Here is an 18,298-nt window from a genome sequence, read left to right on the forward strand (position 1 = left end):
CCTTGGGCCAATTGCCCGCTTTACCCGATGGCCGCTCCGGCATAGCCGAGACGGCGTCTTTCCTTACTGGTCCAACGCGCCGGCAAGAATGGCGGTCTTGGCGATATCCCGGACAAAGCGCGTTGATGGATCCCCCTTCAACGCAGTCTTGGCGATCAACTTCTGATTGACCTTCAGCACCTCGATGTAGGCGTCGTACGACTGCATTTGGCCCTCCCACTTCTGGGTGGCAACAGCAAGGTCGTTGGCGGTGCGCAGCGATTCGCTGTCAGCTCCCTGCACAGTGCCCTGATCGTTGTTTCGGGTACGTTCCTTGAATATGTCAGCCAGCGCCTGCTCCATACTCGGCACGGTGTCGTTCAGAAAATCAATCGACTCGTTGTACTTGCGGTTCTCCATCATGCGGATGTTCACGCAGATCTGCTGCTGGCGCTTCTTGAGATCCTGGTCACCGGTCAGTCCGACCGTACTGAGCAGCCCCGACAGCGAAAAATCCATGCCTTGACCGCCACAGGTTTCAGCAACCATGTATTTCGGATCAACCTTGACCAGGGGTTGCCCCTCAGGCAGCCCAATTGCGCGCATCTGTGCCTGAATCTGCACCAGCGCCTGCTGATACTGCTTGGCCGTCTTTGTCCAGCGGTCCGCGGTCTCCTTGTACTCAGCCAAGTCAGCTGCGCTCATGCCTTCACCAACTTCGTAGTCCATGATGGCCTGCATCAGGCCCGCGAAGTCGAAAACCGGCCAACCACTTGCCGACACCGGATTGGTCGAAAGTACCGCTGCGCACCCCAGCACCAGGGCAGCGAAACGCGAGCGGCGCGGGCCGCGGCCAGACTTGCGATTGTCGTTTGCCTTGTTCATGTCGTTCTCCACGGAAATGGAAGTCTTCATCGTCATCCCTGTTCGTTGGCGCTCAGGCCGCATCGGATTGGGCGGCAGCCTTGCCCGATCCCTTTCGATTCTTGTAGAAATCTTCCAGCCACTGTTCCGGCGTCAGCTCATCCACCGTCACCCGTGCACGCACGGCGGCGGTCTGCAGCACGCGATGCATGATGTCGATGTTGTCGGTCGACGCCGAGATCACCGATAGGATGTCATCCATGCCGCGCAGGTTGAGCTGACACACGCTCGAAGCGTGACCCTGCTTGACCAGGAAACAGCGCGAACGCTCATCCAGGGCAGTGACCACCTTGAACTCGGCCTCGGTCAACTTCAGGCCCTCCATATAATCACTCTTGCTGGCGTTCGGGTTCGGCAGCAGGATCAAGGTGGCGGTCTGTTCGATCAGTGCGGCGGAGATGTCGCTCTTCAGCGCATCCTCCGGGCTCTGCGTTGCGAAGATACCCATGCCGTTCTGCTTACGGATGGTCTTCTGCTTGTTCTTGGCGAACTCCTTCAGGCCGCCTTCGCCGTCCAGGATCTTCCAGAACTCGTCCATCACGTAGATCAGCGGGCGACCATCGATCAGCGATTCCAGGCGGTGGAGCAAGTAGTTGATCACCGGCACGCGCACTTCAGGGTTGTCGATGATGTCGGTGTAGTCAAAACCAATGATGTTGGCCTTGCTCAGGTCCACGGTATCGACAGGGTTGTCGAATACCCAGCCCAGCGAGTTGCCGGACGTCCAGCGACGCATACGCGCGTATAGCCCATCGTCACCCATGTTGGGCAGGCTCTTCTGGAAATTGGTCATGCTGCGCAGGTGCATCGGTGTGTCGAGCATGCTCTCCACCGCGCGGTAGATGTCCTCTTCTTCGCGTGCGCTGTACTCGCGCTTGCCGGCCAGCACCTTGATCAGGTCGGCGAGGAACTGCACGTTGCCTTCGTTGTTCTCGCACTGGAAGGGGTTGAAGCCGGTCGGCGCACCGTTCTCCAGGGCCAAGTAGTTGCCACCACAAGCGCGCACGAAGATCTCAGCACCGCGATCCTTGTCGAAGAAGAAGATGGTCGGCGACGGCTCGTACTTCTGCACCTGACTGAGCAGGAAATTGATCAGGGCGGTCTTACCGGTACCCGACTTACCGATCACCATGGTGTTGGCAATCGCCTTTTCACCCAGCGAGTTCTCTGACGGGTGGGTGGCATGGAAGTTGAAGTAGTACGGCTGGCCGTTGGTCGTCTGCAACGTGGTGACGCAATCGCCCCATGGATTGTTGTGCTGCTTGCCGGTGGCGAAGTTGTGCAGCGGCGACAGGCCGAGGAAGTTCAGCGAGCTGACGTTCGCTAGACGGGTACGGAAACGCCAATTGGCCGGCAACTGGGAATAGAACGACGAGGTGACCGCAAGGTCTTCCTTGGTGGATACGAAACCGGCATTGGACAGTTCTGCGCGGGTCGTGGCCACGTTCTGGGACAGCTTGGCCTGGCTGTCGCCGTAAACGGCCATGATGAAGTGATATTCACCCAGCACGAAGTTGCCTGAGGACAGCTGGTCCATGGCCTGGTCGAGTTCAACGATCTGACTGACCGCCTTGTCGCCGGAGGAAATCATCATGCCCTTGGTGCGATCCAGCACCTTCAGTGCGTCCTGCCGTCCCATCGGGCTGAACGAATGGGTCACGACATACTCGAAGTCGAGGTACTTCAGCCCATTGAGGATGCCCGGATAGGTCCCCTCGGCATATTCCTTGATGTTCAGGATGGCACCGAAGTGGTTGACACCGTTCGGCGTGTTGATCACGAAATCGCCGGTCTTCGCCGAGAACATGTGCCGGCTGACCGGCAGATAGTCCTTCACCGGTGCAGACAACACTGGCACCGGCTCGTCGATACGGTTGATCAGGTAACCGAACAACTCCAGCGTCTCGGAGAACACCACGCCATTCTTGGCTTCGTACATGCCGAGGCGATACGGCGCGTAGTCGCGGATCACCGCTTCGACATTGCCTGCTAGTTCCATCAGCTTGTCGACGGCTTGCTCCTGTTCGGCGCGCAACTTGTCGACGTTGGCCGACTTTTCCACAAAGCGCTTACCGGCCACGACCGGGCGATAGATCATCGTCAGGTACAGCTCATTCTGCATGATGCGCTGCGAGGACAACATGCCCATGTACTGATCGGACACGTCCTGGTTGAAGCGCTGCTTGTAGTGACTCTTGCCCTTGAGCGTGCGGCGCCGCCGGATGTCATGCACCCAGAAGGCGACATTGACGAAGTCCGGGGCGCGCAGCGTCTGCAGCAACCTGTTGAAGGTGTTGTGGCGATGCTCAAGCTCCCATTCCTCGCGCCCCACGAACGGCAACCCTTCAAGGTGCCAGGTCAACAGGTAGTCGCCGCCCGTGGTCTTCACCACGTTCGGGGCTACATGCGACGACAGGGGAATGAATTCGCTGATGGATGTGTCTGGGCTGAACATACGACTGCTTCCAAAGGGTACTGCCGACGAAAATTCGGAGTAGGCCAGGCGGGCGTAGTGCGCCCGCCTGACCATAACCGGCCCTCAATCCATACGGGCCGGCTTGTCACGGTAATGATTCGGGTTGAACACCCACATGCCGTCGTGTTCCCGGACGTTGCGGACCCGCATCTTGAACAGCAGCCGCAGGCCCAACAGCCGGAAGATCATCTCGTCACGCTTGGCCATCTGACGCATGATGAAGATGGCCACCGGGATGGTCAGCAGGAACCAGAAGTTGGTGTACATGCTCAGGAGCAGCAACCCACCTGCCACCATGAAAAATGGCAGGTAGGGAACGCCCAGAAACATGGCTGGGCGAGTGCAACCCCGGAACAGTACGTTCTTATGCACGGTAGTAGGAGATCGCGTTCTGGATGTGGAACGCCATGCCACCCGGACCACCACCGCCGGTGCCAGCGTTCTCACAGTTGCCGTACTCGTCACCCAGCAGCATGCGGGCGATCTGGCCTGCGGCACCGATCAGCACGCCACCGATCAGGATCGGAGCCACGTCGCCGATGCGCTTGTGCGCGAAGGCGATCTGATAACCGGCGAAGATCACGGCAATGGTCACCACAGCAATCGAGGCCATGTTCAGCAGGCCATTGATGTTGGTGAAGAAGCCGCATACCTTGCCGTCGGTACCGCCGTAGGTGGTGCCGCCGCCGCCGGTGGTAGCGAAGGCCTGCGGGGCGAACACGGCACCCACGAACACAACGGCCATCAGCATGGTCTTCAGCGTGCGCTGGGCCTGGACGAGGTCGAGATTGGATCGCTTCATGGATTGATTTCCTTGTTGATGGACTAACACACCTGAATCGACCAGCCGGGGGACTGGCCGTACCACGACTTCGTCAGAACACGAAGGCCGCATCCCCTGCGGGAATCTGTTGCACTGGCATCTGTTGCGCCGGCGCGTTGTACATGTTGTCGGTCGCTGCGGCCGGAGCGCCCTGCTCGCCCCATGGCTGCAGCATGACCGGACTTTCGCCCCCGCCGGCGGTCGCGCCGGGCAGCTGCTGCGGCATCATCGGCGATTGGCCCGCCCGTGCTGCAGCGGCCTGCTGCGGATAGCCCTGCTGCTGCGGGTAGCCGCCCTCCGGCTGCGCCTGCGGCTGCATCATGCGGTCAACCGAGCCGAGCACAACCCGCGACAGCGCCTGGTCGGCGAGGTTGACCAGACTGCCGCGCGCCATCGCTCCGGTGGACGGATAGACGGTGTAAGCACGCGCCGGATCATTGGAGGGCACATAGACTGGCCCATTGGCCTGGGCGACGATGCGCGCCTGCGCTGGCGAGGCCAGCTGCGGATGGTGCTCGACCTTGACGGTACGACGTTCGCCGCGGCTCACCACATCGATCGGCGCGACGCCGTTACTCGCCACCTGCTGCCCTCGCCGCATCGAGTCATAGACCTTCTGCACGTAACCATGGCGAAAGCCGGTCTCGAAATTGCCCGAGTAGTAGCAGCTGAAAGACTTTCCCCAATCCTTGCCCGAACGCTTGTAGCACTCGGCCAGGATGCGCGACCCGGCCTGCAGGTTCGGGCACTGTTGGAAGGCCTTTTCGTAGGAGTCCAAGCCGTACTTGGCCAGATTATAGCGATTGACCTGGGCCAAGCCGATGGAGAAGTTGTAGCCCTTTTCCTCAAGCATGCGTACGGTCGCCAAGGCCTCATCCAGCGCCTTGGGCTGGCGCACCAGTGCGCCGCCAACTACGCCAATGGCGTACGGGTTACGCGAGGACTCAACGTTGATGACGTGCTGCATCACGTCCATCGAGACGGCCATTTCCGGACACGCCATCATTTCCAATCCTGGCAACATTGCTCAAGCCTCCTGCCCCTGGGCACGCCCAGGATTGAAGTCGATACCGGTGATATAGCGCGAGCCTGCATGCGCCTTGATGTGCACGACTATATCGATGGTCATCATCAACAGACGCTTGATGACATTGAATTCAAGGCCCGAGCCTTCGTTGGAGGCCTTCACCATCAGCGCCAGCTGATCCCAGGTCTGCTCCGGGCTGCCCGCGTGGCAACTGGTGATTGAACCGGGGTGACCCGAGGCACAGTTACGGATGAAGTAGAACGCTTCATCGCCGCGCAACTCAGCCAGGATGATCCGCTCGGGCTTCATGCGCAGACAGGCTTCCATGCAACTCTTGGCCGTGACGTTGCTCGCGCTCTGCCCGCCTTTCGAATACAGCAGGTGCACCACGTTGGGCTGGGTCAGGAACAGCTCGCGCGCGTCCTCGATGGTGACCAGACGCTCGCTGTCCGGGATGTGGTTCACCAACGCTTTCATGAAGGTGGTCTTGCCGCTGCCGGTAGCACCCGACACGACGATGTTCTTGCGGTACATCACCGCCCGCCGGAAGAACTCCGCGTACTCACGCTGTTGCCGCAACTCGAGCAATTCGCGGTCGTGTTCGCCGAGACTGCCGTCCTGTTCGAGGATCTGGTTGAAGAAGCCATCCTCGTGGTACTGGGTGAGCGACTTGGTGTGCTTGGATGGCAGACGGATGGTGATCGACACCTTGCCTGCGTCGCATGCCGGCGGGATCACGAACTGCGCACGCTGTCCAGTTGGGAAGGTGAGCGACACCACCGGATCGGCATCGGTGATGCGCTGGCCCGTGTTGCTCTCGTTGACGACTGCCGTGCAGAACTGCCGCGCGCGTTCGAATGTAAGGCCCGGCACATCCACGCGCTGCCACCCTGCCCTCGTCTCCAGATACAGCTCGCCCGGACGGTTGATGCAGATTTCCGTCACTTCAGGCGAGGTCATGTACTCGGCGATGCCCAGTACTTCGTACTGATAGCGCAGGAAATCGCTGGAGACGAGGGCGAGGGGTGACACTTCGGCGTCCATGGTCGTTCTGGGTTACCGGCGGGCGTTCAGCACGTTGGTGAAGTCCACGTCTTTGGCGACGTAAACGTTCACGATGGTGCCCTGGTTGATGGTGACCGTCGGCGGACGACGGCCGCTGCTGAGCGCTTCGTTGGCCAGGCGCTCCATGGTGCGTGCGGTCGAGCTTTCATAGGGTGACTGGATCGTCATGCCGTTATTGGCAACCGTCGTTGTCTCAGGCCCATGCTCGGCTGCGGCATACTTGAAGGCGTCCGCGATCAGGCTGATCATCAACGCCGAAGCAATGCGGCTGCCCCAGTGCGCGCTGTACTGACCCGGATGACCGGCGCCACCCAGGCCGTCAACGCCAGGGCTGGACATCGCCACGTCGATGCCATTCGGAGTGGTGATGCGGTCCCAGATGACCTCGACGCGCTTGCCGGCAGGACCACCGCCATACGCACCATAGATCTTGGAGCCCTTCGGCAGCAGCAGGCTACGGCCATTGATCGAATAGACCGGCTCGGTCAGCAGGCAGGACGTATAGCCGGCCAGATCGGTGATGATGCGGGTTTCGAGCACGCAGCGCAGGTAGGTGCCACGCACCAGCAATGCGTCAGGGCTGTTGATGTGGGTTGCACTGGACACATCGTCGACATCGGGACCACGACGTACCCGCGCCGGCGCACCTCCGCCATTCTGCCCTTGTAGATTGGCGATCATGGCGCGTTGGTACTCGCTCATGCCGCCGCCAGCGCCCCCCTGTCCCTGGGCATCACCTGCACTGGTACCGCCGGATGATCCGATGCGACGATCCAGCAGCGACGGGCCACGCTCGATGGGCCGTTCGTCGCGATCCTCCCGCTGCGGCATGAAGCTGGCGTTGTTGCGAGGCGCAGGCGGCGGCGGCAGCGCCGGCAGCATTTCAATCGGCTCCGCTGCGGTTGCGACTTCCGGCGTCGGTGCCGGAGCGACGTTCGGCAACTGAGGCGTCGTCGCACGAGCGACTTCCTTCACCTTGGGCGCAGCGTCGTCATTCTGTCCCTTGCGGAACAGCAGCATACCCATTGCCACCAGCAACACCACGATGCCGCCCAGGAACAGCAACGCCTTGCGGTTCAGACGCTGCTCTTCAGCAGAGCGCAGTTGCGGCGCACTGGCGTCCAGATCCGGCGCGGCGCCGGACTGGGCGTTGCCGAAATAGGGGTTGGCAGGTGCTTCAGGTGCAGCGCCGGGAGTGCTGCCATACGGACTATTGCTCTCGCCCTGCCCGTTGTTCGGATCGTTTCCGGGAGTGTTCTGCTGGCTCATTTCTTCACGTTCCTTCGCAGACCAACGACGTAATCGCCGTGGCGGATGACCAGGTACGGGTAGGTCCCGTGGACGATCAAGGTGTTGCCTTCAACGGTGGTGTTGACTACGAAGTCCTCACCGTACTCCTTCTCGCGACCGAACACGGCCGGGAAGATGCCCGTCTTGTACTCGGGCGAATTCGGCAGTTTCAGGTAGGTGAAGCTACCGTCGTCGTAGGCATTGACCGGGATCAGCCACCCCATCTTCTTCGCCTTGCTGGTCGAATAGGAGTAGTTGAAGTTGTATTGACGATCCTTGGCCAGCTCGGTGCTCAGCAGCGGCTTGGCCTCCTCCTCGACCGCCTCCTGTGCCAATCCGAATTCGGTGTCGCTCGGATAGGTGAAGGCGATCTTGTACTGCACACCGGCGCGACGGGCCTGTTCCAGCTGACGCCAGTCCGTTGCCACGACCTTCAATTCGAAGATGTAGGAATGAGTCTCGGTGCGCACCATCATGTTGGTGTCGACGTCGACGTTCTTCGGCTTGATGTAGAACACGTTTTCGCGACGGGTCAGCTCCCAGCCATTGCTGAAACCAGTGCTGTAGTCGAGGATTTTCTCGTTCGGGCTCAGTTCGATCTGGGTGGTCAGGCCCAGGCCGGTGCGAACCGGATAGATGCGATCCTTCTCGTACTCGTAATGGTCCACTGCCTGTGCCATCGCCGCGGTGGAAAACACCAGCGACAGCAACGACAGCAGCGCCAATGCGCTCCCCCTGACTTTTCGACTACTCATCGGTTGCTTGCTCCATCAGCATTTCCGGTGGAATTGTTCTGTACCGGCCTCATGGCCGGCTGACCGGGCATTGCCTGCCCCGGCACTGTTTGCCCCTGCATGGGTTGTCCCTGGACCGGCTGGCCCTGCATCGGTTGCCCTTGGATCGGCTGCCCCTGCATCTGTTGCATCTGACCATTGACCGGTGCCGCCACAGGCTGCCCGGTAGCCGGATCGATCATCGTCGCCGCGGCCGGATTGTTCGGGTCGTAGATGCCTTGTGCCTGCTGCGCGGCCAGCTGCGCCTGCTGTGCGGCCTGCTGTGCCTGGTCCTGCATGGCACTGTCGTCCGGCACCGGCACGCCACGGGCGTAATCGTTGTCGACGCGATACTCGGTGACCTGGAAGGCCAGCGGGTTGAGCACGCGATCCTGCTCGGACAGAGCCAGGTTCTGGTTGTACTCGAAGCGCATCGTTACCAGCTGGTTATCCAGATAGGTAGAGGCGCCCGTGCGCTTGTCCAGCAGGCTGCGCTGGATGCGTACCGATGCGCCACGGAAGCCACCGTTGGGCTGCGGGGCCAGCGGCGTGATGCTCAGGATCTTGACCCGGATCGCCTTGCCGCGACCGTACATAACGAACGGGTTCTGCGGATTATTACCGGCATAGCGCTGCTTCATGCTCGCGCCGACGGGATCGCTGGACATCACAAATACCAGCTCCCAGTCGCGCAGGCCCATCACCGCCGAGTCATACGACTCACGCGCCAACACATACTGGGCGACGTTGCTGCGATTGACCGCTTCGTTGGTGGTAATGGTTTCACCCTGGAACGTGCCGCGCAGGCGCGCAACCGTCGCCGTGCCCGTATAGGCATCAGCCATCACCAGGAACGGCACCTTCTCCTTCAACGGCAGCATGTAGTAGTAGCCACCGGCCAGCGCCAGCGACATCAGCAACGAACCGGTGGCGACCCACCAGGCACGACGCTCGCTGCGCCGGGCCATGTCGGCCACGGTGATCTCGTAGCTGACTGCCTTGGCGACCGACTGCTCGACCTTGGGGCTGTTGCCTGCATCCTTCTTGCGGAACATGGGTTCTTCCGTACTGCTGAAACATCAATGGGCGCGACGCCCCTGCGCCAGGCGCGGGGTGCGGCACGTTCGATGATTTCGACGCGGTCTCAGCTGCCGCTGCTGGCTTCGGGATCCTGGGCCGACGCGGTCGGCGTCGATCCAGCGCTCTGCACGACGATCTGGTTGCCGACGATGGAGACGGAAACGCCCTGCGCCGCATAGGCCGCCGTGAGATCGATCACGGCCTGCTGTGCGTTGGTGGTGTCGATCTCCGACACCGCGCCATACAGGGTGAAATCCGAACTGAGGCGATAGTCCAGCGTGCGGCCGGAATCCTTGGCCCAGCGCTCGAGCATGGCCTTCAGCGTGCGATCCATCGGCGACGCCTGATAGACGTAGCTGGAGTACAGCGGAATCTCGGTCGGAGCCGTCGCGAAACGGTTGACCGGCTTCCAGCGTCCTCCGAAGTCGGGGGCGGGCTTGGTGGCACAACTGGCCACCATCAACGCCGCCACTGCGGCGATGGACATTTTTGCAATAAACGCCTGATTCATACGGGCTTCACTTTGACGTACGAAAAAGCAGTCCCGATGTTGGTCCCTTGGTCGTCCGGCACTGCGCGATGCACGCCGAAAACGTAACGAATGCACTGCTTAACAGCACATGGGCACGGTTCCCCTGCAGCTCGAAAGCTGCCAACCAAGTCGCGTGAAGCAACCTCATCCGAGGCCCCTCTCACGCACCCTCACCAACGTCGGAACCATCCCTGTTCCCATGGCTGAAACTCCTGGCCACTCTGAAAGCATGACGAATCACACAGATTCGCAAGCCACGCATAGAGTCGCACAACTACGCGTCAATTCGATGTCAGACAAATCTGAATTTTGACCAACGTATGGCGTTTCTTTGACGCGCCTCACTAATTCACATCAATGAATGCGTGCACCCATCACACTTTCAAGTCTGCAACTTAGACATCAAGCATCGGCACGTCAACCTTTGGCAGTAGACGTGACGTGAAATAGCGGTCCTTGTAATAGCGAATCTTGTCGCACTTGACCGGATGCGGGATGCCTTCGTACAGGAAGACTTCCTTGTCCGGCCCCATCGCCTTGAGCTCCTGCGGCAGCATCAGCGCGCGACGCTCCTCGGTGAAACTATGGGTCTTTTCACGTGCGTGGGTGACGTTCTTCTTGCGGATGGTGGTGTAACCCAGCATGTCCGAATAGTCGTTGGCGTCCTGCTGCTCGCGTGGTGCGTACAGGATCTGCAGCGCGTGGTTGGTGATGATCGTGCGCGAGACTTCGCGGCCATAGGTGGCATCCAGCTGCGACATGCTCTGGATGATCGGCAGCAGGCGCACGTTGTAACCGGCCATGTAGGACACCGCCGAGGCGATGATTTCGACCTTGCCGATCGAGGTGAATTCGTCCATCAACAGCAGGCACTGGTACTTCAGGTCCGGATTGGACTTGGGCAGTTCCTTGGTGTTGAGGTTGATCAGCTGGCTGAAGAACAGGTTGATGATCAATCGGCTTTCGGCCAGCTTGTTGGGCTGGATGCCGATGTAGATGGTCATCTTCTTCTTGCGCACGTCGGTGAGCAGGAAGTCGTTGGTGCTGGTGGCCTTGTCCAGGACCGGGTTGATCCAGGGGTTCAGCGGTTCCTTGAAGGTACCCAGGATCGAGGCGAAGGTCTCGTCGGCCTGGGACAGCATGTTGGCAAACGCCGAGCGCGCGTTGCTGCTGAGGAATGGACGCTCGGACAGGCCCTTGAGGAACTTCTTCAGGTCGCTGCCATCGCCGGAGGACAGGCGGTAGACCGCACCCAGGGTCGGTGTGCCCTGCCCGCCCGGGAAGCCGCTGCTGCGCTCGTCATCCCAGTTCTCGAACAGGTACAGGGTGAAGGCGATGAAGGCATTGCGCGCCTGGCTGATCCAGAACTTCTGGTCTTCCGAGCCATCGGGATACAGCATCGCGCCGATGCTCATCAGGTCCGAGACACGGAACGCCGGGTCGTCGGAGACATAGCTGAGCGGGTTCCAGCGATGGGTGCGGCGATCTTCGGCGAAGGGGTTGAACAGGTAGATCTCCTGCCCCTGGCTGGCGCGCCAACCACTGGTCAGGTCGAAGTTTTCCTGCTTGATGTCCAGCACCACCAGCGATTCGCCGTACTCCAGCAGGTTCGGGATGACCACGCCGACGCCCTTGCCCGAACGGGTCGGGGCCGCCAGGATCACGAATTGCTGGCCGTCCAGCCGCACCAGCTTGCCGCCATGGCTGCCGACCACGATGCTCTGGCCGCTCTTCTTGAACATGCCGTGCTTGGCCAGATCCGCGCTGGTGGCAAAGCGCGCGTCACCGTGCAGCGAGCGCTTGTCCTTCTTCAGCAGCACGACCAGGCCGACGATGGCCAGCACCAGCAGCGGCAGGCCGAAGCCGAGGTAGCCGGCCCATTTGATCTTGCCCACGAACGGGGCAACCTGCGGCTGGCCGATGGCGTGGAAATACTGGTAATAGGTATTCCAGGTGAGCAGCTTGGTATCCAGACCAAGCAGCAGCAGCGTCAGGTAACCGGAAAGCACGAACCCAAGCAGCAGGGTCGCCAGCGTGATGATGGCGATGAGCAGATACTTCTTACTGGACAACACCCGAATCCTCCATGATGCGCCCGAGGGCGCGACGGCTTAGCGGCGGCGTCGCTGCGACGCCTTCCTCCGCAGGTTGACTTCATTCTCCAGCCCGGGCTCCACGCCCTCTTCCCGCACCAGTTCCTCAAGGTACCGGCGCGCATCGGCCAACGACATCAGGTCGGTCAGACGTTCCCCACCGTCGACGATGACCGCATGGCCGACCACATCGCCGGGAGCGTACACCGGCTCGTGGGTCACCGCTACCAGACGGAAGCGGCCGCGTAGTTCCAGCTGATGGGTGTATTCCTGCATGTCTCATCTCCCTGATGGAATCCAGATGCCATTCCTGCAGCGTCCGATGATGCCTGCACGGCCGTGGTGGCGGCATGCAGACAGTCCGTACGACAATACACGCTTGCACCGGGGAGATCGCAATGGACTGGGTAGCACGTGCACGCACGCTGGCGCTGGAGGCCCATGCCGGCCAGGTCGACAAGGCGGGACACCCCTACATCGGCCACGTTGGCCGGGTGGCCGCTGCCGTGCGCGGCGATGATGAAGCCGAGGCGGTGGCCTGGCTGCATGATGTGATCGAGGACTGCCCGGCCTTCGCTGGGCAGGTGCAGGCCTTTCCCGCCCCGTTGCAGGACGCGGTCCGGCTGCTGAGCCGGACGTCTGCGGCGGATGCCAACACGTACTACGCACGAATTTCGGCGGATCCGCTGGCACTGAAGGTCAAGCTGGCCGACATCGCCGACAATGCCGATGAAGCGCGGCTGGCATCGCTGGATGCCGCCACCGCTGAGCGCCTGCGTGACAAATACCGACGGGCCTTGGCGGCGCTTGGCCAGCCGGCCACGCCGGCAGCACCACCCATCGAACACTGATTTACCCCCCAGCCCGGCTGATGCCTGTTGCGGTGCAGCAGTACAATGGGGCGCTTCCCCCGCCCCTTTGCGCCCCCGAATGAGCCCCAACTCCCCCCTGGCCGCTCGGCTGACGCCGCGCCAGCGCACCCTGATCATCCTCGCCCTGTCGTTGGGCGGCTTCGCCATCGGCACCAGTGAATTCGCCAGCATGGGCCTGATGCTGGAGATCAGCCGCGGCCTGTCGATCAGCGAGACGCAGGTCGGCCACCTGATCAGCGCATACGCCATCGGCGTGGTGGTGGGCGCACCGATCCTGGCCTTCGTCGGCGCCAGCTTCCCGCGCCGCAAGCTGCTGCTGGCGTTGATGGGGTTCTATGCCGTCGGCAATCTGGCCAGCGCATTGGCCCCGAACTACGGCACGATGCTGGTGGCGCGCTTCGTCGCTGGCCTGCCGCATGGTGCCTACTTCGGCGTGGCGATGCTGGTGGCCGCAGCGATCAGCCCGGCCGGCCAGCGCGGGCAAGCGATGTCGCGTGTGCTGTTGGGGCTGTCGGTGGCGATCCTGATCGGCAATCCGCTGACAACCTGGCTGGGCCAGCAGCTGAGCTGGCGCACCGCCTTCGCCCTGGTCAGCGTGCTGGCCATCGCCACGGTGGCGATGATCGCGCGCTTCCTGCTGCCCGATCCGGATGAGGTGCGGACCTCGCCGATGCGCGAGCTGCGCGCATTCAACACCACCCAGGTATGGCTTGCGCTGTCGATCGGCGCGGTGGGCTTTGCCGGCATGTTCTGCGTGTTCACCTACCTGGCACCGACCCTGGTGCAGGTGACCGGCGTGGCCGAGTCGTGGATGCCGCTGGCGGTGGGCGTATTCGGCATCGGCGCGATCATCGGCAACATCGCCGGCGGCTGGCTGGTCGACAAATTCCACTTCAAGGCCGCCGCCGTGGTGCTGGCGTGGTCGATCGTGATGCTGCTGCTGTACCCGCTTGCTGCAGAATCGGTGTGGACCATCGGCCCGATGATCATCACCGTGGGCACGATGGGCGCCCTGGCTGCGGTGTTGCAGACGCGCCTGATGGACGTGGCGGGCGAAGCGCAGACCCTGGCCGCCGCCTCCAACCATGCGGCGTTCAACACCGCCAATGCACTCGGCCCGTGGCTGGGCGGCATGGCGATCAGCGCCGGCTTCAGCCCGGCCACCACCGGTTACGTCGGTGCGGCGACGGCGGTCGGCGGCCTGCTGCTGTGGTGCGTGTCGGTGATGCTGGAGAAGCGCAGGGTTGCCATCGCCGGCAGCCGCTGAACTGCGCACGGTTCGTCAGCCGTCGCCCAGGCGACGGTGTTGCCCAGGAGGCAACAGGCAGCACCACGCTGGTAGCGGCTGCACACCGCACCTACCGCAGGCAATAGCTGAAGCGTTCGTCCAGTGCCATGGCCTCATCCTGGCGCTGCACCCGCTCAAGCACGTCGACGATCTGCTGGAAGCGACGCCCCAGCGCCTCTCTGGAAACCTGATGGCCGCTCCAGGTCAGCTGCAGCGGGCGCTCGACGCTGGCACTCAGCAGATCCCAGAGGGCGTCGAGATTGTTCCCATAACCGCGCTCGACACCCAGTGCGAGCGCCAGCGTCTCGTGGAATGCCCGCTCGCTGTGGATGCGGTTGCCGTCCAGTTCGATGTCCATTGCGAGCTACTCCGTTGCCAGCGGCGAGTGGAAATTCAACCTGCATGCTATCCCAGCCGCATGCGCAGTCCTGAAGCGTAGCAGCGGACCTCGTTGACTTCGCCACCGCGCTGGCCTGACAGCCTCATCACGGTGGGAAAACGAGGATGGAGACACCTGTCTGCAACCGAGAACACCATGCCGGACACCGGCCACTTCGCCATCCATGCCTTCGAGGCCGCGTTCAATATTTCCGGCGACGTGGAGCGCATCATTTCGCTCACCGTGTCATGCCGTCATTGTGCGGAAATCACCTGCGCCCAGGATGCAAACCTGTTGCACCTGCCGGGCGGTACGCTGTTCCGTTGTGATGCCTGTGGCTGCCATCAGGCCATCAGCAATGCGCGCCTTTCGGACTGGCAACTGCCGCCCCTGCTGGGCGTATGAGGACGTACCATGCCGTTGACTGAAGAACAGTTCACCATCCTGCGCGCCATTGCCGATGCGCGCCCTGTAGGAAGCGATGCGGCGACGTGGGCCGTGAAGGAAGGCCTGGCCGTGCAGGCGGAAGATGCGGATATCGATCTGACCCCACACGGGCGCGACATGCTGGCCTCCCAACCGGCACGCTGACCGGGCAGCACTGGCATGCAGCATGCACATGCCGTGGTGAGCTCATCACGGCATTTGCGCGCTGGCGGTGCGACGAACACGCGGTGTAGATCCGCCTTGCTGCAGAGTTGCGCACGCCAGCTCCCAAAGCGCGACACAGCCCTCATGCACCGCCAGCTTTCCCCCACCTGCCACGATGCGATTGCCCTGCGGGCCGGCGCGCTGGGCAGCGTCCTGGGCGTGGCGCTGTTCAAGGTCTTTGCGCTGTCTGCCGCAGCGGCCGGCTCGATGATGACGGTCGGGCTGTGGCTGCTGGGATGTGCATTGCTGGCGGCCTGGGCGTTGGCGGCCTGCCTGACCTGCCTGGCCTTGAGCCGGCGCGTGTTCGTGCTGATGCTCGCGCTGTCGACGGTGTTCCTGATCTGCATTGCCTGATTGGCAATCGCCCGCCTCTGAGCACTCCCACAATTGTTACTTAATAACAAGTGCTGCCAGTCGGATTGCGCGTGAGCCAGGTCACGGATTGAATTCGATGGCCAGACCGGCCCTCTTGAGATCCCCCCCATGCGCCTGCCGCAGCCCCTGCTCCGCTCCGCTCTCTGTTTCCTTGCTCTCGCTTCCATCAGCGCCTGTGCCACTTATGACGATTCGGCCATGCACGCAGCCTGCCAGGAGTCGCCGCATGTGAAGGACCTGCCGCCTGAGGTTGCCGCCCGCGAAAGCCGATGCAGCAAGAGCGTTGAGGTCTGGTCGAGCGAGCGCAAAGGCAATGACCAGCCGCTGGACCTGAGCGGCAAGAAGAAGGATCTCTGAAAGATGGCGGCGCAGCCCTGCGCGGGCTGCGCCGGAACTCAGGCAATCGCTTCCCTGCCAGCTGAGCCCGTCCATTCCTGTACCGCCCGCGCCAGTCCTGCCGCATCGGCGCCATCACTGGCCCAGGCGACAATGCCGTCCGGACGAACCAGCAGCGCCGACAGGCCCAGCGAATCGACAGCGGGCTGCGCGATGGACAGGATGCGGGCCCGTTCAACATCAACCGCCTCGCACAACGAGGCAGCAGCATCGAACACCAGCAGCACCGCCTGCCCTGCCCGCAGCAGTTCACCCATGCGGCGACCATCGACCAGCAGGAAATCCGGCGTGCTGCGGCCCACCAGCGGATGGGTATGGCCGAGGTCCAGCTGCTGGCCCACACCCCACACGCGCTCGGCGAGATACGTGGCGCCATCACGTGTTTCTGCCAGATCGGCGACGATGGCAGCCAGTGCACGTGAGCCCGCGCTTGGGCGCATCAATGCGACCTGCGCGCGCGACCATTCCAGCACGCGCGCGCCGATCGGATGGCGTTCGGCCTGATAGGTATCCAACAGCGCATCAGCTGCCTCGCCGCGCACGACGGCGACGAGCTTCCAGCCAAGGTTCATCGCATCGCCCAGGCCCAGATTCAGACCCTGCCCACCCAGCGGCGAATGCACATGTGCGGCATCGCCGGCCAGCAGCACGCGGCCACGACGATAGGCGGTGGCCTGCCGTGCGCCGTCGGTCCAGGTGGTGGCCAGATGCAGTGCGGTGATCGTTGCTTCGCGGCCGGAGATGCGGCGCAGCAGCGCCTGTGCCGATTCGCGATCAAGTGGCTGGCGGTGGCCCGCGCCGCCGTCGAAGTCGGCCAGGGCGATCGTGCCCGGCGGATTGAAGTTGCACATGCCCTGCGCGGTGGTGTGACGCCCCGGGCTGAGTACCGTCGGATCTTCCAGTTCAACACTGAGCGAGTGGCCGGTGAACTCTGGATCGGTACCAGCAAAGCTGAAACCACACTGCTTGCGCACGGTGCTGCGGCCTCCATCGCAGCCGACCAGCCAGCGCCCGCGGAAGGCCTGTCCGCCCGCCTCGACCTGGACCTCGTCGGCCCCCATCCGCACGCTCTGCACGCCCGCACCACGCAGGATCACTGCGCCCAGCGCCTGCGCGCGCTCGGCCAGCACGGCCTCCAGCGCCTGCAGTTCCACCGCCATCTGCGTGCCGACCGGGCTGCGCAGGCGCCACGGCCAGCGACCGCTGTCGACATTGTCCAGTGCAAACGGAATACCCGCAAAGTGACCACCCAGCTTGCGTGGCTGCGAGAGCCAGTGCGCGGTTCCCGGCGGCGGCGGGCCCTTCTCCGGCTTCAGCACCTGGCCGGCTGCCACCGCGTCCAGCAGACCGCGCCGGTCGAGCGCCTCCAGCGTCGGGGCATTCAAACCGCGCAGCCCGAACGGCAGGCGCTTGAGCGGCGAATCCGGCGAGGCCGCCTGCTCCAGTACCAGCACCGCGCTTCCTGCCTGACACAGTTCACAGGCCAGCAGCAGTCCCACCGGGCCAGCCCCGGCAATGACGACGTCGTACCGCATTGGAAATCCTCGTGAGCACCGGGTCGGCGCTCTGGCGGTCGCAATGTTACACTCGGTGTACTTTTCCACAAGTGACCCGCCCATGCCCCCGCCACCCGGTCGCCGTGAGCAGCGCAAAGCCGAGACCCGACAGGCGATTTCCGACGTCGCCACCCGGTTGATCATCGAGCGCGGCTTCGAAGCGGTGTCGATGAGCGAGATCGCCGACGCCGCCGGGGTTTCGCGCAAGACGGTGTTCAACTACTTCGCCAGCAAGGAACAGCTGGTGTTCGACCGTGACGAGGAAGCGCGTCAGTTGCTGCGCGAGGGCATGGCCGCGCGCACGTCGATGACGCCGCTGGCCGCCTTCCAAGGACTGGTGCGGGAACTGCTGGACACCGGCCATCCGCTGCTGCGGATCAACGCCGGTGCGGCGTCGTTCTGGAAAACCGTGGCCCAAAGCGCCGTACTGGTGGCCCATGCGCGGCAGCTGCAGGCGCTGCTGACCGATGACCTGGCGCAGTTGATGGCTGAGTCAGCGGGGCGACCCGTCGGCGACGCCGACGCACGACTGGGCGCCTCGATGCTGATGGCGTCGATGGTGGCCGCCTACGAACAGGGGCTGCGCGCCCTGTCGTTCGGCGGAGATCCGCGGCAGGCGATGGTGCCGCTGATCGTGCGCGGCGCGACGGGGACGCTGGTGGCATTGGCCGGTACGCCGTATACGGATCCGTCCGCGCGTCCATGACGCAATCGGGGGA

At 62.8% G+C, this 18,298-nt stretch carries 21 protein-coding genes; 7 read left to right on the forward strand and 14 right to left on the reverse strand.

What is annotated here, in order from left to right; all coding sequences use genetic code 11:
• Nucleotides 1-63: 63 nt before the first annotated feature.
• The 12 genes from CR918_RS10930 to CR918_RS10985 all read right to left on the reverse strand — a co-directional run bounded on the left by CR918_RS10930 (nt 64) and on the right by CR918_RS10985 (nt 12,338).
• The gene (locus tag CR918_RS10930) at nt 64-894 is read right to left on the reverse strand and encodes a hypothetical protein (RefSeq protein WP_133119686.1); all 831 of its coding nucleotides are present in this window, start codon (nt 892-894) and stop codon (nt 64-66) included.
• A 22-nt stretch (nt 895-916) separates the two neighbouring features.
• Nucleotides 917-3,358, reverse strand: a complete 2,442-nt coding sequence (locus tag CR918_RS10935; RefSeq protein WP_088100221.1) for a VirB4 family type IV secretion/conjugal transfer ATPase — start codon at nt 3,356-3,358, stop codon at nt 917-919.
• 84 nt (nt 3,359-3,442) lie between these two features.
• Nucleotides 3,443-3,751 carry a VirB3 family type IV secretion system protein gene (locus CR918_RS10940; protein WP_088100222.1) on the reverse strand — a complete coding sequence of 103 codons (309 nt, stop codon included), beginning with the start codon at nt 3,749-3,751 and terminating at the stop codon, nt 3,443-3,445.
• On the reverse strand, nt 3,744-4,181 hold the full coding sequence (locus CR918_RS10945) for a TrbC/VirB2 family protein (protein ID WP_088100223.1): 438 nt from the start codon (nt 4,179-4,181) through the stop codon (nt 3,744-3,746). The genes CR918_RS10940 and CR918_RS10945 overlap by 8 nt, the downstream gene beginning before the upstream one ends.
• Before the next feature lie 73 nt (nt 4,182-4,254).
• The gene (locus CR918_RS21430; RefSeq protein ID WP_099842878.1) at nt 4,255-5,226 is read right to left on the reverse strand and encodes a lytic transglycosylase domain-containing protein; all 972 of its coding nucleotides are present in this window, start codon (nt 5,224-5,226) and stop codon (nt 4,255-4,257) included.
• A gap of 3 nt (nt 5,227-5,229) precedes the next feature.
• On the reverse strand, nt 5,230-6,273 hold the full coding sequence (virB11, locus tag CR918_RS10955; protein ID WP_099842880.1) for a P-type DNA transfer ATPase VirB11: 1,044 nt from the start codon (nt 6,271-6,273) through the stop codon (nt 5,230-5,232).
• A 12-nt stretch (nt 6,274-6,285) separates the two neighbouring features.
• Nucleotides 6,286-7,563, reverse strand: a complete 1,278-nt coding sequence (locus CR918_RS10960) for a TrbI/VirB10 family protein (RefSeq protein WP_088100226.1) — start codon at nt 7,561-7,563, stop codon at nt 6,286-6,288.
• Nucleotides 7,560-8,339 (reverse strand): TrbG/VirB9 family P-type conjugative transfer protein, encoded by a 780-nt coding sequence (locus CR918_RS10965; RefSeq protein ID WP_033831428.1) that lies wholly within the window; start codon nt 8,337-8,339, stop codon nt 7,560-7,562. Before CR918_RS10965 ends, CR918_RS10960 begins: the two co-directional genes overlap by 4 nt.
• Nucleotides 8,336-9,412, reverse strand: coding sequence for a VirB8 family type IV secretion system protein (locus CR918_RS10970; RefSeq protein ID WP_099842883.1), 1,077 nt, complete (start codon nt 9,410-9,412; stop codon nt 8,336-8,338). The genes CR918_RS10965 and CR918_RS10970 overlap by 4 nt, the downstream gene beginning before the upstream one ends.
• 89 nt (nt 9,413-9,501) lie before the next feature.
• Entirely contained in the window at nt 9,502-9,948 is a 447-nt protein-coding gene (locus CR918_RS10975) for a hypothetical protein (RefSeq protein WP_099842885.1), read from the reverse strand.
• 416 nt (nt 9,949-10,364) lie between these two features.
• Nucleotides 10,365-12,044 carry a type IV secretory system conjugative DNA transfer family protein gene (locus tag CR918_RS10980; protein WP_025878722.1) on the reverse strand — a complete coding sequence of 560 codons (1,680 nt, stop codon included), beginning with the start codon at nt 12,042-12,044 and terminating at the stop codon, nt 10,365-10,367.
• A 36-nt stretch (nt 12,045-12,080) separates the two neighbouring features.
• A complete protein-coding gene (locus CR918_RS10985) occupies nt 12,081-12,338 on the reverse strand; it encodes a hypothetical protein (protein WP_025878723.1) in 258 nt (85 codons plus the stop codon).
• 122 nt (nt 12,339-12,460) lie between these two features.
• Between CR918_RS10985 and CR918_RS10990 the strand changes: the two genes are divergently transcribed.
• The gene (locus tag CR918_RS10990) at nt 12,461-12,913 is read left to right on the forward strand and encodes a phosphohydrolase (RefSeq protein ID WP_099842887.1); all 453 of its coding nucleotides are present in this window, start codon (nt 12,461-12,463) and stop codon (nt 12,911-12,913) included.
• A gap of 79 nt (nt 12,914-12,992) precedes the next feature.
• Nucleotides 12,993-14,201, forward strand: a complete 1,209-nt coding sequence (locus CR918_RS10995) for an MFS transporter (RefSeq protein WP_099842889.1) — start codon at nt 12,993-12,995, stop codon at nt 14,199-14,201.
• A 91-nt stretch (nt 14,202-14,292) separates the two neighbouring features.
• Here the strand turns inward: CR918_RS10995 and CR918_RS11000 are convergent, their stop codons facing one another.
• On the reverse strand, nt 14,293-14,580 hold the full coding sequence (locus tag CR918_RS11000; protein ID WP_099842891.1) for a barstar family protein: 288 nt from the start codon (nt 14,578-14,580) through the stop codon (nt 14,293-14,295).
• Between the two features lie 177 nt (nt 14,581-14,757).
• On the opposite strand from CR918_RS11000, the gene CR918_RS11005 reads away from it, so the two are divergent.
• The 4 genes from CR918_RS11005 to CR918_RS11015 all read left to right on the forward strand — a co-directional run bounded on the left by CR918_RS11005 (nt 14,758) and on the right by CR918_RS11015 (nt 15,984).
• The gene (locus tag CR918_RS11005) at nt 14,758-15,006 is read left to right on the forward strand and encodes a hypothetical protein (protein WP_025878727.1); all 249 of its coding nucleotides are present in this window, start codon (nt 14,758-14,760) and stop codon (nt 15,004-15,006) included.
• Between the two features lie 9 nt (nt 15,007-15,015).
• On the forward strand, nt 15,016-15,192 hold the full coding sequence (locus CR918_RS21160; protein ID WP_165780900.1) for a hypothetical protein: 177 nt from the start codon (nt 15,016-15,018) through the stop codon (nt 15,190-15,192).
• 144 nt (nt 15,193-15,336) lie between these two features.
• Nucleotides 15,337-15,606 (forward strand): hypothetical protein, encoded by a 270-nt coding sequence (locus CR918_RS11010; protein WP_025878728.1) that lies wholly within the window; start codon nt 15,337-15,339, stop codon nt 15,604-15,606.
• A gap of 129 nt (nt 15,607-15,735) precedes the next feature.
• Nucleotides 15,736-15,984 (forward strand): hypothetical protein, encoded by a 249-nt coding sequence (locus CR918_RS11015; RefSeq protein ID WP_080148510.1) that lies wholly within the window; start codon nt 15,736-15,738, stop codon nt 15,982-15,984.
• Nucleotides 15,985-16,022: 38 nt separating this feature from the next.
• Here the strand turns inward: CR918_RS11015 and CR918_RS11020 are convergent, their stop codons facing one another.
• Entirely contained in the window at nt 16,023-17,558 is a 1,536-nt protein-coding gene (locus CR918_RS11020; protein ID WP_099842893.1) for an FAD-dependent monooxygenase, read from the reverse strand.
• An 82-nt stretch (nt 17,559-17,640) separates the two neighbouring features.
• Here CR918_RS11020 and CR918_RS11025 point away from each other — a divergent pair, with 82 nt between their 5' ends.
• Complete coding sequence (locus CR918_RS11025; protein ID WP_099842895.1) at nt 17,641-18,285, forward strand: TetR/AcrR family transcriptional regulator; 645 nt, start codon at nt 17,641-17,643, stop codon at nt 18,283-18,285.
• The last annotated feature ends 13 nt before the right edge of the window (nt 18,286-18,298 follow it).

Origin of the sequence: Stenotrophomonas indicatrix (assembly GCF_002750975.1) — a bacterium.
GTDB lineage: Bacteria > Pseudomonadota > Gammaproteobacteria > Xanthomonadales > Xanthomonadaceae > Stenotrophomonas > Stenotrophomonas indicatrix.